This is a genomic window from Sulfuritalea sp., from assembly GCF_031426875.1.
Classification (GTDB): Bacteria; Pseudomonadota; Gammaproteobacteria; order Burkholderiales; family Rhodocyclaceae; genus Sulfuritalea.
In genome coordinates this window covers 245,755-261,938 of sequence record NZ_JASJPC010000021.1, presented here as the reverse complement: position 1 = coordinate 261,938, position 16,184 = coordinate 245,755, and the positions used below count along the sequence as shown (strand labels likewise).

The 16,184-nt window shown below is 62.0% G+C and carries 9 protein-coding genes and 1 riboswitch; of the genes, 7 read left to right on the top strand and 2 right to left on the bottom strand.

The genetic code is table 11. The features are described from left to right. Positions 1-146: 146 nt before the first annotated feature. Entirely contained in the window at positions 147-719 is a 573-nt protein-coding gene (locus RMO95_RS10730; RefSeq protein WP_310450614.1) for a hypothetical protein, read from the bottom strand. Continuing rightward, the gene (locus RMO95_RS10725; protein WP_310450613.1) at positions 716-4,576 is read right to left on the bottom strand and encodes a patatin-like phospholipase family protein; all 3,861 of its coding nucleotides are present in this window, start codon (positions 4,574-4,576) and stop codon (positions 716-718) included. Before RMO95_RS10725 ends, RMO95_RS10730 begins: the two co-directional genes overlap by 4 nt. 667 nt (positions 4,577-5,243) lie before the next feature. Next, positions 5,244-5,333, top strand: a riboswitch (glycine riboswitch). A gap of 139 nt (positions 5,334-5,472) precedes the next feature. Between RMO95_RS10725 and RMO95_RS10720 the strand changes: the two genes are divergently transcribed. From RMO95_RS10720 to RMO95_RS10690, 7 genes are all read left to right on the top strand, one after another. Beyond that, positions 5,473-6,660 carry a glycine cleavage system aminomethyltransferase GcvT gene (locus RMO95_RS10720; protein ID WP_310450612.1) on the top strand — a complete coding sequence of 396 codons (1,188 nt, stop codon included), beginning with the start codon at positions 5,473-5,475 and terminating at the stop codon, positions 6,658-6,660. Between the two features lie 94 nt (positions 6,661-6,754). Then, the gene (gcvH, locus tag RMO95_RS10715; protein WP_310450611.1) at positions 6,755-7,141 is read left to right on the top strand and encodes a glycine cleavage system protein GcvH; all 387 of its coding nucleotides are present in this window, start codon (positions 6,755-6,757) and stop codon (positions 7,139-7,141) included. 163 nt (positions 7,142-7,304) lie between these two features. Further along, on the top strand, positions 7,305-10,301 hold the full coding sequence (gcvP, locus tag RMO95_RS10710) for an aminomethyl-transferring glycine dehydrogenase (RefSeq protein ID WP_310450610.1): 2,997 nt from the start codon (positions 7,305-7,307) through the stop codon (positions 10,299-10,301). A gap of 346 nt (positions 10,302-10,647) precedes the next feature. Further along, positions 10,648-11,256: a polymer-forming cytoskeletal protein gene (locus RMO95_RS10705; RefSeq protein WP_310450609.1), complete on the top strand. Its 609-nt coding sequence runs from the start codon at positions 10,648-10,650 to the stop codon at positions 11,254-11,256. A 270-nt stretch (positions 11,257-11,526) separates the two neighbouring features. Further along, positions 11,527-11,739, top strand: a complete 213-nt coding sequence (locus tag RMO95_RS10700; protein ID WP_310450608.1) for an AbrB/MazE/SpoVT family DNA-binding domain-containing protein — start codon at positions 11,527-11,529, stop codon at positions 11,737-11,739. After that, positions 11,739-12,125: a type II toxin-antitoxin system VapC family toxin gene (locus RMO95_RS10695; RefSeq protein ID WP_310450607.1), complete on the top strand. Its 387-nt coding sequence runs from the start codon at positions 11,739-11,741 to the stop codon at positions 12,123-12,125. Before RMO95_RS10700 ends, RMO95_RS10695 begins: the two co-directional genes overlap by 1 nt. Then, positions 12,122-16,159, top strand: a complete 4,038-nt coding sequence (locus RMO95_RS10690; protein ID WP_310450606.1) for an Eco57I restriction-modification methylase domain-containing protein — start codon at positions 12,122-12,124, stop codon at positions 16,157-16,159. Before RMO95_RS10695 ends, RMO95_RS10690 begins: the two co-directional genes overlap by 4 nt. Positions 16,160-16,184: the final 25 nt, after the last annotated feature.

The following is a 16,184-nucleotide window of genomic DNA, read 5'->3' as shown; positions in this document are numbered from 1 at the left end:
TCAAGAGCAAAAAAGCAAGGAAAACCGCTTAGTGGAGCTAAGTGGATACCCCATTTTTTCGTACAGTACAGTAAAGCACAGCGTCAGTAAAGGCTAACGCCGGTCCTATACATGCTGCACCACGGTCAACGCAACCCGGCAGGAATCTACCATTTATCTGTGGTCGGTTCGCAGGCGGTATCCCAGCCGTCGGGGAGAGAACTCGGCATGCGGCCAGCGAGTTCTGCCCGAATAATTCCCTTCGAATCACCATGCGCCCGGCTGAGCCATTGCTCGAACCAGGGCTGCTCGGCCACAAGCTCGACGGCAACCTCCACCGGAAGAAGGCACTTGTCGGCGAACTCCTCTTCTTTCGGCTTTCCGTCGTTGCCCTTGACGGTCCGTTTGAATTTTTTCGAGGGAAACACAACCAAGCGCCCGGGATGGAGCACGAGTTTGCCCATCTTTTTGGAGGGCAATTCCGTTGAAGCGATACACAGTCTCCATTCGATACCGCTCTCGTCGTCGCCGCGATTGAGGATTACATCCTTCACTTCGATATCACGTCCGCTGCGATTGAGCAGCGCCACGTATAGCTGCGGCTGCGACTGTGGCTGTATTTTCTCGCCCGCGCTTCCGGTTTCGTACTGCATGTACCAAGCGGAATGCAGGGGCGGCGCCGGCAGTGCGGCGCAACCACCAAACACAAGAACCGCGAGACTCGCCACCCAGGCTTTCATCGTCCACCTCCTTCGACCCCGCGGATGTTCCGCCGGGGAGGAATTTCCTGCACCGAGTTATTGATGTTGTTCAGCGTCTTATCAATCTTCGATAGCACACTCAGAACACCCTTCGCCTCCACTCCGTCCTTAATCACATCAGGAAATTTATTGATCGCAGCGGTCAGGTTAGATACGGCGGCTTTCAGCCCGTCGATCGACTCCTTCGAAGGCAGGGCTCCCGTTGTTTTTGACGACTCAATGGCCGTGATCCGCGTGCCGAGCGCGTTAACCACGCTTTCAAGTCTCGCCACCGTCTTTACGGTAGCTTTCTGCGTGTCGGCTACAGTCTCGAGTTCAGCCGCGATCGCGCGAACCTGCTCGGTGAGCGGTTTAAGATCCGCGGGCGCTCGGTCATCGGGTCGTGGCGTATTCACCGTTGCCCTCAGTTCTTCGAGACTCTTCTGGCTGATGTTGATTTCCGCACCCGGCTTCACCGTCACGGTGGAGTCCTTCAGCGCCACCGTGCCGCTTACTCCCAGCACGCCTCCCACGGTGATGGCCGAGGCAAGGATGGCGCCCTGACTCATGTTCTGCACCGAGTTTGCGATCTTCGAAACCAGGCTACCATTTTCGCTGGCACCATGACCAGTGGCATTCCTGACAGAGTCTGATGACAGCGAGGGCGATACTTGCTGCCACATTTGCTCGCCGGGAACGGACTTTGTCGGCCATTTGCCCGAGTTTGCGAAGGCTTTCGCGACCATGTGATATCCGAGCATACGATAGCTCTCGAACTGTGCCTCGTCGAAGAACTGATCGGCCGTCGTTTGATGCGGGAAGGCTTCCGTTCCGTCGTTTTCGCGGCTAAGGGCTGCATAACACAGAACGTCGAGGGGTTCATCGCCGAACACCATCGGCTTCAGGTAACAAAGCACACCATCCTTCCCGCCGGGATCCGCGTCCCGGTAGCGAATCGTGCCTACGCGATAGCGGTGCTGTGACTCGAAATTTCCTTCATCGAACTCGATGGAGATTCCGAGATCAATCCGAATCTTGCGTATCGCGTCCTGCAGATCGCCGTAACCGAGCCCAGGATCTGCGCTCGCATCGACCACGAGGATATTCCGGCAACGGCGCCGCACCATTTCGTAGAGTGCAAGATTCTCGAAGTGGCCGCCGTCGGAAAGATAGACATAGGGCTTGTCCGCGGTGGTGAGGCCGAGTGCTTCGGCCAGCAGCAAGCGCAACGACGATATGGCCGGATCGCTACGGCGCCAGGTTTTTTCCCCGACCGGTGCAGGATTAGGCAACCACCATCCGAGGCGAATGTTGAAAAGGGTCATCACGAATGCCACCGGGGTCGATGAGTGATAACCCATGTTGGACGAGGCGGCCGCGCCAGAGATGGTCATCGCGCGGGCAAGTGAAATGCCCTGCCCCTCGGGGCCCGCATAATCCCGTGACGGCACATACCCAACCGCGGTGCTTCCGGTGTGGAGCGAGGTGACCGAGAACGACGCCGCCTTGCGCTGCTGCCATTCAAGCCGCCCGCTCGAGGGAGCAACAAGGTTCAAGGCAAGGTTGACCACATGAAAGAGGCGCGGCGTTCCGCCGGCGTCCTTTGCGGTGCGCAACTGCGACATTGAGATGTTGTCGTTGTTGTCGAACCCGGTGAACCAGTGTGGTTTGCGTACTTCGCCGGCACGCGCCGCGCCAAAGTAGGCGCGAACGAGGCGATTACCGTACATGCTGTGAATCGAAAACGTGTTCACCCCCACGAACCTCGAAGATCCCCAGCCGAGGATGACCAACACCACAAACAGAGCCCACGCGCGCCATCCTGCTCGGGTGAGTTCTGCAGCGTAGACGAGCGTCGGTGCGGGTTCGCCGGCGTGTGCCACCCTTGCGCCGAGATTGGTCGCAGCCGCGGACACCGAGCCCAGAGCAAGGCTGATCGTCGCACGCGCCGCTTCTTCCGACGCGGGAATCTGGGCCGCGGCGGTAGCAACGGTCTGTGCGGAGCGGACGACCGCGCCGGCGACACGGTGCAGTTCGGTTTCGTCGCCGTGCATTTCCTTGGTGATCATCAAGAGTTCCCCCGCGGCCAGATCGGTGGCTTTCGCGGCGGTGACGAGGGTGGCGGATATATCGGCGGGCGGTGTCTGCCTGCCCTTGTTCTGCTTTCCCTGCGCGCCGGGACGGTGCAGGAAGTCGACTGCGCGCGCGGCGGCTTCGGTCGCGCGCGCGGCGGCTTCGGTCGCGCGCGCGGCGGCTTCGGTGGCACGCGCTGCGCTCTCGACCGCAAGCGCACTCGTGGAATTTTGCAACCAAGGATGTTTCATGGGCGCCGGTTTACCGTGCAACATCGCCAGCCCCAATGCAAGTACGAGGCAGATAGCTGTCAGCAGCGCCAGGATGAACGCGATGGCGGCCAGATCAAGGAGCCGTGCGCCGATGGCTGAGGCCACTCCACGCGCACGGCCGGTGATTTCCGCACCGTTCTTTGACCAATAGCCGATCAGGCCGGTGACAATGCCCCAAAGCCCGCCGCCCGCGATCAGAGTGGTGCCGTCCGCGGCTGCATAGGCGGGGAGACCAAGCATCAATTGCGGCACATAGATCACTAGGATGAAGCCAGCGGCCCAGAAAACGCTTGCGCGAATCCACCAACCTCCCGAGCGTGCCCACCATTCGCGCTGGTCTTCCGAAGACTGGCCGCGATTCAGGGCGACATAGAGCGTCGTCGCCATCCAGAAACTCATCAGAAGCGCAGGAACGGTGACCGTCGCATAGAACAGGGACGAACGAAAGGCCAGATACTCCTGCGGTAGCCACTGGGTAAAGAGATAGACAAGGCCGCCGCCCGCCAAGCCGCCCACGAGCACGAACGCCAGGGTCTTCAGGGAATTTCTGGTTTGCTTCTGATCGCCGGCGCTCTCCGAGCGGGCGGACCGGATCTCAGCAGGCGCGACGCTGGCTCTTCTCCACAGCATGCCGGCGACACAGCCAACCAGATGCACCACCGCCCCCCCAACGCCAAACCACCACCCGATATGCCAGTCAAACCATCCGTGAACCGGTGGGAGCTCGAGCCGGCTCAGGCTGACGCTCAGCAGAATCGCCGCGACAAGGATCGGTAAAAAACAGAAGCTGGTGAACTGGTTGACGGGCAGCGGACCGCCATTCTGCTTTTCCGGCAGATCGGCCACCACATACCGGATGCCGACGACAAGACATATGCTGCCAAGCGCCATCATCACTGGATTCCACCATGCCGTGAGAGACGTCGAGTTGAGCAGTCCGATATAGAGGTATGGTACAAGCAGCGCAGCGGCGATCACCGGCAGCAGCACGAACCAGTTGAGGATCATGTTGCGCAGGACTATCGAGATCAGCGTGAAAAAATCCGAGGACAGGCCCCAGACCGGGCTGAGATAATTGCTGTAGCTGCGAAGCTGGGATACCTGCTTTGCCTCGAGGGCGGATGATTCTTCAGTTCCGCCGGATAGCTCCTTCTGGACATCGTCGACCTTGCCGCCGGACGTCTCGATCCAGCGCGAAAGCCAGCTTCCAATGTAACCACCGCCGGAGACGGTGGAGAGATAGTTGAAACGGCTGAGAATGCGGCGACTGGCAAGACCCTGCAGCACACCAAGGCTGAAGGTCGCGCTGCGGATGCCTCCGCCGGACAGGCAGAGCGCCCATGGAGCTTTTTCTTCGTCGAGGCCGTGGATCAACTCACGCAGCTGCTGCTGCCGTTGTTCGAGCGTGCCATCGATGCGGAACGCCGCACCCGAACCGTGCAGGCATCCGAACTCCGACTCGAGCGCTTCCTGGGTTTTCAGCCTCGCATATTCGTCGTCCGATGCATTCATGATCCCCTCCCGATGACGATGAATCATTCAGTCAAAACTGGTCAGGACATTTCACGAGAGCAGGTCGTTGGTATCCTATTTCATGCGTTGATTCCACTACATACAACTCAGTACCCTCGGCCAGCAGCAGATTGGAGTAGTTGATTGGCTTTTGCTGTGGTTACAGCGACGAGGCCGTGCATACGGATACGTCATTTTTAGAAACGGGGTGACTTCACGACTACACAAATGACGCTGGGCAAACCGCGCGAACCGAACCGAAAACACCAGGCAAGTCGCTATGCGGTCTGCTTCTTGCGTCAAGTCAGATCGGCTTGGGTGGCTCGGGAGGTGGATCGGGACGAGGACTTGTACAGTCTCTCGTATCATCGCTGCCGCACGCAAAGCTCGCCGTAGGGAACATTGCCGCCCCGAGTGACAAGGCGATTAGCAAAGCGGAAATAATGCGCTTCAACATGTTGCCTCCTTTCGAATTGCAATTCGATATCGAGTTCAACGCACCGCAGCAACCGCGGTTATGCTGAGGTTATTTCGCCTTGTACGCTTATGCCGAATGAAAGTCAAGAAAGCCGAAATGCATACCGATCCCAAAAAAAGCTGCAATAGCAAGGCATTCGGCCGGTCGGCAAGCCCCTGAGCGCGATGCGGCCATTTATAGGATAATTCGCCCCGGTCGTCGGGAGAGAGTGACTCCCACCGTCACCGCCGAAGGCGCAACCCCCAGGAACCGCTCAGGCAAAAGGACCGACGACGCTGCACAAATCTGGAGAGCGGCAGCTCATTGCAGCATCGTGAAGCCTGCCCGCCGACGGAGTAAATCTCTCAGGCGCCAAGGACAGATGGGGATGCGACGGAACCCCGTTGCGCTTCTTGCCGCCATCAGCCCGAGGATCGCCATGCCGCTACGTACTCCCCTTTACGACTCCCATCTCGCCGCCGGCGCCAAAATGGTCGACTTCTCCGGCTGGGAGATGCCCATCCATTACGGCTCGCAGATCGAGGAACACCACGCCGTGCGCCGCGACGCCGGCATGTTCGACGTCTCCCACATGTGCGCGCTGGATCTCGCCGGTCCCGATGCCCGCGCCTACCTGCGCCATCTGCTGGCCAACGACGTGGCGAAACTCGTCACGCCCGGCAAGGCGCTTTACTCCTGCATGTTGAACAGGGCGGGCGGCGTGATCGACGACCTGATCGTCTACTACTTCAGCCCCGAGCATTACCGCGTCGTGGTCAACGCCGGCACCACGGACAAGGATGTCGCCTGGATGCGCGCCCAGCTCAGCGGGGTGGACGGCGGCTTCAATGCCACGGTGATGGTACGGCGCAAGGGCAGCGAGGATGCGGTGACCCTGATTGCCTTGCAGGGCCCCAATGCGCACGAGCGCCGCAGCACCGGCGTCGATGCCGTGGCGATGATCGCCGTGCAGGGCCCCCAGGCGCGCGAGCGTTTCTGGACGGCCTTCCCCGACAGCCGCGCTGCCACCGAGAAACTGGAGAATTTCCAGGCCGCCGAATTTGCGTCGACGCAGGGCAACTGGCTGGTCGCCCGCACCGGCTACACCGGCGAGGACGGTTTCGAAATCACCGTGCCGGCCGAGGCGGCAGCCGACGTCTGGCAGGCGCTGCTGGCGGCCGGGGTGAAGCCCTGCGGCCTGGGCGCACGCGACACGCTGCGGCTCGAAGCGGGCATGAATCTCTACGGCCAGGACATGGACGAGAGCATCTCGCCCTACGAGGCCGGCCTCAAGTGGACGGTCGACCTGAAGGACCCCGCGCGCGATTTCATCGGCAAGTCGGCGCTGGTCGGCGACAGTGCCCGGCACTTGCACAACGAGTTCGCCGGCCTGCTGCTGCTCGATCGCGGCGTGCTGCGCGCCCACCAGAAAGTCATCACGCCGCTGGGGAGCGGCGAGACCACCAGCGGCAGCTTTTCGCCGACCCTGAATCAATCCATCGCACTGGCGCGCCTGCCGGTGGGCGTCGCAATCGGCAGCGAAGTGGACGTCGAAATCCGCGACAAGCTGCTCAAGGCACGCGTCGTCAAACCCACTTTCGTCCGCAACGGCAAAAGTCTGATTTAGCCACAGAGGACACAGAGGGCGCAGAGGTAAACACCTCCAGGTCTTCTCTGTGTTCTCTGTGATCTCTGTGGCCCATGATTTTTGGAGGTTATAAATGAACAGTCCCGCCAACCTGAAATACGCCGCCTCGCACGAATGGGCCAGGCCCGAAGCCGACGGCACGATCACCATCGGCATCACCGACCACGCCCAGGAAGCGCTGGGCGACATCGTCTTCCTCGAACTGCCGGCCGTCGGCCGCGTGGTCAAGGCCGGCGAGGAATGCGCGGTGGTCGAATCGGTGAAGGCCGCCTCGGACATCTATTCGCCGGTGTCGGGCGAAGTGGTGGACATCAACCAAGCTGCCGCCGACGCGCCGGAATCGGTCAATGCCGATGCCTATGCCGCCTGGCTGTTCCGCATCAAGCCGGCCGATGCTGCCAAACTCGCGACGGAACTCGATGCGCTACTGAGCGCCGACGCCTACGCCGCGACGCTCTGACACAGCGCTCACATAGCGCTTGCGAAACAGCGGCCCCACTGTGGGGCAGACTGTAGGGCGGACTTCAGTCCGCCGGTGAACGATGGCCGACTGAAGTCGGCCCTACAGTCGGCCCTACAACCGGCCCTACAGTAGTCATTGACCCTACAAAGCAGACACTGACATGCACGCAGAGAATCTTTCGCTTCCTCTCACCACCCTCGAACACCGCGACGAATTCATAGGCCGCCACATCGGCCCCGATGAGCATGCCATGGGCGGCATGCTCGCCTCGATCGGCACTGCCTCGCTCGGCACGCTGATTGCCGAGACGGTGCCGGCGACCATACGCCTGCAGCGCCCGCTGGATCTGCCGGGGCCCGTGCCGGAGCACGCGGCGCTGGCCGCCCTGAAAGCCATCGCGGCGAAGAACGTGGTCAAGAAATCGCTGATCGGCCAGGGCTATTACGGCACGCACACGCCGCCGGTGATCCTGCGCAACCTGTTCGAGAATCCCGGCTGGTACACCGCCTACACGCCCTACCAGGCCGAGATCGCGCAGGGCCGGCTGGAGGCCCTGCTCAACTACCAGCAGATGGTGGTCGACCTGACCGGGCTGGGAATCGCCAACGCCTCGCTGCTCGACGAGGCCACGGCCGCCGCCGAAGCGATGACCATGGCGCGGCGCATCTCCAAATCCAAAGGCAATGTGTTCTTCGTCGATGAAGCGGCCTTCCCGCAGACCATCGACGTGATCAGGACGCGCGCCGCCTGGTTCGGCTTCGACGTGGTGCTCGGACGCCCGGAAGAAGCGACGAGTTTGGCAAATGAGCACGAGCTGTTCGGCGCCCTGCTGCAATACCCCAACGCGCGCGGCGAAATCGCCGACCTGACCGCGACGATCGCCGCGATCAAGGGCCGTGGCGGCGTGGTTGCCGTGGCCTCCGACCTGATGGCGCTGGTGCTGCTGAAATCGCCCGGCGAAATGGGCGCCGACATCGCGCTCGGCTCCTCGCAGCGCTTCGGCGTGCCGATGGGCTTCGGCGGCCCGCACGCGGCCTTCTTCGCCACACGCGAAGCCCATGTGCGCTCGATGCCGGGGCGCATCATCGGCGTCTCGAAAGACGCACGCGGCAAGACTGCCTACCGCATGGCGCTGCAGACCCGCGAACAGCACATCCGGCGCGAGAAGGCCAATTCCAACATCTGCACCTCGCAGGTGCTGCTGGCCAACATGGCCGGCATGTACGCGGTGTGGCATGGCCCCGAGGGCCTGCGCCGCATCGCCGGGCGCATCCATCGCCTGGCCGCGCTGCTGGCCGGCGCGCTGGGCGTCAGCGGGCGCTGCTTCTTCGACAGCTTCGAATTGAAAGTTGGCGCTGGCGAGACGGCAAACTACATGAAAGCCGCCAGCGACGCCGGCTACAACCTGCGCCGGGTCGATGACGGCACAATCGCGATCAGCGTGGACGAAACCACCACGCGCGAAGACGTCGCCGCGCTGCTCAATATCTTCGGCAAAAGCACGCCGGTCGAAGCACTCGACGCCGCACGCCCCTGCGCGATCCCGGCTTCGCTGCAGCGGCGCGAATCTATCCTGAGCCATCCGGTATTCAACACGCATCACACCGAGCACGGCATGCTGCGCTACCTCAAGCGCCTGCAGAACCGCGACCTGGCGCTCGATCACGCGATGATCCCGCTCGGCTCCTGCACCATGAAGCTCAATGCCGCCGCCGAGATGATTCCCGTTTCCTGGCCCGAATTCGGCCAGATGCATCCCTTCGCGCCGCTGGACCAGGCGCAGGGCTATCGCGAACTGATCACTGGCCTCGAAGACCAGCTCAAGGCCATCACCGGCTTCGATGCCGTATGCATGCAGCCGAACTCCGGCGCGCAGGGCGAATACACCGGTCTCGTGGCGATCCGCCGCTATCAGGCCGCCAATGGTCAAGGCAGCCGCAATATCTGCCTGATTCCGAAGTCGGCCCACGGCACCAACCCGGCCACCGCACAGATGTGCGGCCTCGACGTGGTGGCCGTGGCTTGCGACGACAGCGGCAACGTCGATGTCGAGGATCTCAAGGCCAAGGCCGCGCAGCACGCGGCGAATCTGTCCTGCCTGATGATCACCTACCCGTCGACCCACGGCGTGTTCGAGGAAAGCATCCGCGACATCTGCACCATCGTCCATGCCCACGGCGGCCAGGTGTACATGGACGGCGCCAACCTCAACGCCCAGGTCGGCCTCTGCCGCCCGGCCGACATCGGCGCCGACGTCTCGCACATCAACCTGCACAAGACCTTCGCCATCCCGCACGGCGGCGGCGGGCCGGGCATGGGGCCGATCGGCCTCAAGGCGCACCTGGCGCCCTACGTGCCGGGGCATTTCTCCCTCCCCATCCCCCTCCTGACCGCTGCGCGGCCCACGGCTGGCTTTGCACAGCCAGCCGGCTGCGGCGGCGCGACGCATGCGTCGCAAATTCCCGCCTCGCCCCCCTTGAAGGGGGAGGAACTGGACTCCCTCCCCTTCAAGGGGAGGGCTGGGGAGGGGATGGGGTCGGTCTCGGCCGCACCCTGGGGCTCGGCCTCGATCCTGCCGATCTCCTGGATGTACATCACCATGATGGGCGGCACGGGACTCACGCGCGCCACCGAAATCGCGATCCTCAACGCCAACTACGTCGCGGCGAAACTCAAGGACCACTACCCGGTGCTCTACACCGGCAGCCAGGGCCGCGTCGCCCACGAATGCATCCTCGACGTGCGCGCCATCAAGGCCGCCACCGGCGTCGCCGAAATCGACATCGCCAAGCGCCTGATGGACTACGGTTTCCACGCGCCGACGGTGAGTTTTCCGGTGGCCGGCACGCTGATGGTGGAACCCACGGAATCGGAGGACAAGGCCGAACTCGACCGCTTCTGCGCCGCGATGATCGGCATCCGCGACGAGATCCGCAGGATCGAGAACGGCGAATGGACGCTCGAGGCCAGCCCCTTGAAGCAGGCCCCGCACACCGAAGCCGATGTGATGGGCGACTGGACGCGGCCTTACTCGCGTGAGCAGGCGGTGTTCCCGCTACCCTGGGTGGCGGAGAACAAGTTCTGGCCTTATGTGAATCGCATCGACGACGTATACGGCGACCGCAACCTGTTCTGCGGCTGTTCGCCCACCCCCTGACGAGCCGCCCGGGACAGGGCTGAAGTACCGGGCCGTGCATCCTCGATGCACGGCCCGCATTTTTATGCGGCGCCGGATTGATCGCCCGGCACGGCATCGAGCATGCCACGCGATGCACCGTCGCTCATCGGCGACATAGTTTTCTTTGGATAAACAGCCGCTTGTCGATTCGGCCTGGAATCTTGTCGCCACAGCCCGACAGATCGTCACCCACCGGACTCCGGCCGATGGCGATAATTTATTGTATTAATTGATAAAAGACGACCGGCACGGCGCTTGCAGTTGGCCATTGCGTCGCGCTTGCCGCCCAAATGGCAAGCGGCGCCAATCGACCCAAGGAGAACCCATGCTCGCAAAATCGAACCTGTTCAGCAACAAACGTGAAGACAACGTCGTCACCCGCGATCCGCGTCTTGCCGGATACAGCCAGAACCCCGGCAGCACCCCAAGCCCGACCGGCACTTCCGCCGGCAGCCTGAACGCGGCCAACTCGGCCACCGTGACGACGACAGCCGCCGACGCGAAGACAGGCAAAAGCAACGAAAACGTTTCCGCCAACCGTCTCATGGTCGGGCCCGACGTCAAACTCAAGGGTGCCGAAATCCTCGATTGCGACACCCTGGTGGTCGAAGGCCGCGTCGAAGCGACGATGGACAGCCGGGTCATCAACATCGCCGGCAACGGATCGTTCTCGGGCAAGGTCGGTATCGACGTGGCGGAAATCCATGGCCGCTTCGAGGGCGAGCTCACCGCCCGCAGCCAACTGATCATCCACGCCACCGGCCGCGTCAGCGGCACCATCCGCTACGGCAAGATCCTGATCGAAGAAGGTGGCGAGATTTCAGGTGACGTGCGCTCGCTGGCATCCGAGGCGGCCACTCCGACCCTGACCCAACGCAGCGCCGCGCCCGAATTCCCGAAGGCCGTTCCGGCAGTCGCCGGCGGCGCGTCCTGATTTAGTCCTCCCCTTCGCTGCAGCAGCCCATCCCCCCTCCATCTCCGAGCCGGAATCCCCTCCCGGCCAGGGCGCTGCAGCGCTTTTTCACTTCCCCCTCCAGTAGCACACGCCGGCTACGCCCGGTTGCCTGACGCTTGGCTGTTGTTCATTGCAAACGCTTTCAGCGTTTGTCGCAATGCTTGCGCCAGGTTCCCATGGAAACTTGGCTTTCAGCGCTCCGTCGTGATACTCTTACCAGAACTCTATCGATTGGATAAAGGTAAGACAATGACTTCGACCGCCACCCTGTCCAGCAAATATCAGATATCGGTTCCCAAAGCGATTCGCGACGATCTGCACTGGGAAGCCGGCCAGGAATTTGTTTTCATTCCCAAGGGCAAGGGCGTGTTGCTCATGCCGGTCCCCGAACTGAAGCAGCTCGCCGGCATCGCTCGTGGCGCAAAAACCGGGGGCTATCGAGACCGGCAGGATCGCTATTGATGCGTGTCATCGACACGTCCGTCTGGATCGAATGGCTGATCGACAGCCCTTTGGGCAAGAAGCTGGCGCGGGAGATTCCGGACAAAGCGGAATGCATCGTGCCCACCATCGTGCAACTGGAGCTGGCGAAATGGCTTACGCGGGAAGCCGGCGAAGACCAGGCGGACCAGATGATTGCCTTTACGCAGAAATGCGTCGTGGCACCGCTTGACACCCGCATCGCCTTGCTTGCCGTCGACCTGCATCGCCAATACAAGCTGGCGACAGCCGACGCCGTGGTGTATGCCACTGCGCGGGAGTTCGGCGCCGATTTGCTGACCTGTGACACGCACTTCGAAAAGCTGCCCGGCGTGACTGTCGTCAAGAAGATCGGTCTGCGTCCGTGACCCTTTTCCACCAACCCCTGTTCAATCAGCGCTTGCTTGCCCAGCGCGCGGCAAGCCAGCCAACGCCCGCGGATCACAAAAGGCTGCTCCTCGACTGGGCGGCGACGATACGCAATGGCAGCATCCGCAAGCAAAAGGAATCCGAACTGCGCGGCCCATTCATCCAGCGCGTGTTCGTCGAACTCCTGGGTTATCGCCCGTTCGGCAGTGGCCTCGAATGGACGCTCAACGATGAGAAGCGCACCGGCAGCGGCTCGGCGGACACCGTGCTGGGGCTTTTCAGCAGCACCGGAAAGAAAGTCATTGCTCCGGTTGAACTGAAGGGCGCCGATACTCCGGACCTCGACGCCATCATGCCCGGCCGGCACAAGAGTCCCGTGCAGCAGGTCTGGGAATACGCCATGGACACCCCGGGCTGCAAGTTCCTGCTGGTGTCGAACATGGTCGAGATCCGCCTGTATGCCATCGGCTACACCCGGCAGGTCTACGAGCGCTTCGAGATTCTCGAACTGGCCGACTCCGATGCGGCCTACCAGCGCTTCCGCCTCCTGCTTGCCGCCGATCGCCTGCTGTCCGGGGAAACCGCAACGCTGCTGCGCGAAAGCGCGCTGGCCGAAAAGGAAATCACGCAGAAGCTGTATCGTGACTACAAAACCTGGCGCATCAATCTGCTGATCGCCCTGATGCAAAGCACCGAAAAATCCGCCGAAGAGTTGATCGAGCCGGTGCAGAAGCTCCTCGACCGCGTGCTGTTCGTTGCCTTCGCCGAACATCGCGGGCTCCTGCCGTCGAAGTCGCTGAGCCAGGCCTGGTCGCATCGCGACCCCTATCACCCGCGTCCGGTCTGGGACAACTTTCAAGCCCTGTTTCGCGCCATCGACAAGGGCAACCCGGCGCTTTCCATACCGGCCTACAACGGCGGCCTGTTCGCTGCCGATCCCGTGCTCGACGCGCTCGCCGTGCCCGACGACGCCTGCCGGATGTTCGCCGAACTCGGCGGCTACGACTTCGCCGAGGATGTGTCCGTTACCGTGCTGGGCCACATCTTCGAGCAGTCGGTCAGCGATATCGAGCAACTCAAGGAACTGGCCGGCACGGAAGGTTTCACGCTGGGCGCGCTGGAAGCCCAGGTCAGGGAATCGGCGACCTCCATCTCCGGCAAGCGCAAGCAGGATGGAATTGTTTACACACCCGACCCGATCACCCGCTTCATCGTCGATCAGAGTCTCGGCACTTTCCTCGCCGAGCAACAGGGTCGACTGCGCGCCCGCTTCGCCACGAACGATGGGAGCTGGCGCAAGCCGACTGAAGACGAAAAGAAGCTTGCCGGGCGCAAGAAACAGGTCAAGCTCAAATCGCAGGAGCGCCTGGTCGAATTTCTCTTCTGGAACGCCTGGCGCGACCGTTTGCACACGTTGCGCGTGGTCGATCCGGCCTGCGGCTCCGGCGCCTTCCTGGTCGCCGCCTTCGACCTGCTCGATGCCGAGTACCGCCGCGTCAACGAGCAGATTCAGGCCATCACCGGCAACCCCGACTTTTTCGACATCAATCGCGAAATCCTCAACAGCAATCTCTATGGCGTCGACCTCAATCCCGAAAGCATAGAGATCAGCAAGCTGTCGTTGTGGCTCAAGACCGCCCAGCACGGCAAGCCTTTGGAGAGCCTGGAGGCCAACCTGCGCATCGGCAACAGCCTGATTGCCGACGGCAAATTCACCACGCGCCCCTTCGACTGGCATGCCGTCTTTCCCGATGTCTTCGCCGACGGCGGTTTCGATGTCGTCCTCGGCAACCCGCCCTATGTCCGCATGGAACGCCTCAAGCCGGTCAAGCCCTATCTGGAACAGCACTATGCCGTGGCCAGCGATCGTGCCGATCTCTACTGCTATTTCTACGAACTCGGTCTCTCCCTGCTCAAGCCCGGTGGCCGCTTGGGTTACATCTCATCCTCGACCTTCTTCAAGACCGGTTCCGGAGCAGCCTTGCGCCGTCATCTGCTGACCCACGCGCAAGTCCGTACCCTGGTCGATTTCGGCGACATCCAGGTCTTCGAAGGCGTCACCACCTACCCGGCCATCGTCGTCGTGGATCGCGCAGACAGTCCCGATCCGCAGGCGCCGATCCGCTTCCTCGCATTGGGGCAGGCCATGCCCGAGAGCCTGGCGGCAGAGTTCCGGCAACACGCCGGCACCATGCCGCAAGGCCAGCTCGGCAACGATGCGTGGCGACTGGAAAGCGACGTGCTGGCCCGCCTGCGCGAGAAACTGATACAGGGCCATCCGACGCTGAAGGAAGTTTATGGGTCGCCGCTGTATGGCATCAAGACCGGCCTTGAACGCGCATTCGTGGTTGATCGCGCTACTCGAGATCGGTTGATCGGTGAAGACCCGCGTAGCAAAGAGCTATTGAAGCCCTACCTTGAGGGCAAGGACCTAAAAACTTGGCACGTTGACACGCAGGATTTATGGCTGATCTACATCCCCAAACGCCGTATTGCCATCGCCGACTTTCCAGCCATCGAGCGCCATTTGCGTCCTTTCAAGACGGCACTCGAAAATCGAGCGACAAACCAAGAATGGTTTGAGCTGCAGCAATCACAGGAGCGATATTCGACCGCATTTTCCAAAGAAAAAATTGTCTTCCCAGACATTACCGATCATTCAAGTTTTTCTTTGAACAATGGCTCATTTCTCGCCACAACCTGTTTCTGCATCGAGGTGTCGAAACCTTGGGTTCTGGCGCTGTTGAATTCTCGGGCAGTGTGGTGGTTGATTCAGCAAGTAACGCCTTTCGTGCGTGGCGGATTTCATCGGTTGAAAACGCAATACATCGAATTGTTACCCATCCCCAAAGCCGACGCCGCCACCCACTCCCGCCTCGGCACCCTCGCCGAATCTGCCCAGCGCGCCGCCGAAGCGCGCCGCGACCTGCAACAGAAATTCCGCTTCCGCGTCCTCACCGACCTCGCTCCAGGTGGCCATTCCGCAAAACTCACAAACAAGCTGTTCGACTGGCCGGCACTCGATTTCAAGGCCTTTCACGACGAGATCAAGAAGCAGTTCAAACAGCCCATCCCGCTCGCCGAGCGCGACGACTGGCAGGCACGCTTCGACGCCGACAAGGCGCGGGTTGCGGAACTCACTGCGGAAATCGCGCGCTGCGAAAGGGAGATCGACGCCGAGGTCTATCGCCTGTTCAATCTCACCGCCGACGAAATCGCCCTGATCGAGGGCAGCTCGACGCTTGCCGCAAACACCATACCGTGCGACGATAACGCCCATGAAGCCCAGCCAGATACAGCGACTCGACCAACGCCTGAGCCAATGGCGCGCCCGCCACGCGGACGCGGCCAGCCTGCGCGCCGCCTATCGGAAGAAGGTGCTGGAGTTCACGCTGAGCTCGATGGCGCTGGAAAACGAGCCAGTGGATCGCGACCGGGTGCAGGCGCTGCGGACTCGACCCAGCCGCTAGACGCGACGCGCGAACTCGCCAGTGCGGCGGGGCCGCTCACCTACACCGAAGTTTCAGAGCGCCTTGCCGCCAAGGCAGCCGACTGTCTCGACGAACTGCTCGATGCTCCTCCATCAAGCATCGCCGTCACCCCCGAGTGGATACGGGAAATCCACCAACACATCGCCGGCGATCTGTTTCCCGACTGGGCGGGCCGCTGGCGGGCCACGGAGGTCCAGGTCGGCACGCACCTGCCGCCACCCCCGCGCGAGATCGCCGTCCAAATGCAGAACTTCTGTCTCGATCTGGAAGAGCGCCTGCGCCATGTCGGCGACGCGCAGTCCATCGCCGGCCTGCTGGCCTGGGTTGATTGGCGCTTTCAGTGGATACACCCGTTCCGCGACTTCAATGGACGCGTCGGACGGATTCTGCTGGTGGTGCTGTGCTATCGCTTCGGCCTGCCCCCAGTCGATCCCGCGGCGCACGGCGAGGCGGCGCAGGCGTATTTTTCGGCGCTGCGAGCCGCGGACGATGGCAATCTCTTACCATTGCAGGAAATCTGGCTCGACCGTCTCTCCGGCTGAAATGCGAAGCGGCCGCAAGCGGCCA

Excerpts from the sequence above, each read along its gene's own strand:
- RMO95_RS10730 (WP_310450614.1), bottom strand. The coding sequence starts at position 719 with ATGAAAGCCTGGGTGGCGAGTCTCGCGGTTCTTGTGTTTGGTGGTTGC.
- RMO95_RS10725 (WP_310450613.1), bottom strand. The coding sequence starts at position 4,576 with ATGAATGCATCGGACGACGAATATGCGAGGCTGAAAACCCAGGAAGCG.
- RMO95_RS10720 (WP_310450612.1), top strand. The coding sequence starts at position 5,473 with ATGCCGCTACGTACTCCCCTTTACGACTCCCATCTCGCCGCCGGCGCC.
- gcvH (WP_310450611.1), top strand. The coding sequence starts at position 6,755 with ATGAACAGTCCCGCCAACCTGAAATACGCCGCCTCGCACGAATGGGCC.
- gcvP (WP_310450610.1), top strand. The coding sequence starts at position 7,305 with ATGCACGCAGAGAATCTTTCGCTTCCTCTCACCACCCTCGAACACCGC.
- RMO95_RS10705 (WP_310450609.1), top strand. The coding sequence starts at position 10,648 with ATGCTCGCAAAATCGAACCTGTTCAGCAACAAACGTGAAGACAACGTC.
- RMO95_RS10700 (WP_310450608.1), top strand. The coding sequence starts at position 11,527 with ATGACTTCGACCGCCACCCTGTCCAGCAAATATCAGATATCGGTTCCC.
- RMO95_RS10695 (WP_310450607.1), top strand. The coding sequence starts at position 11,739 with ATGCGTGTCATCGACACGTCCGTCTGGATCGAATGGCTGATCGACAGC.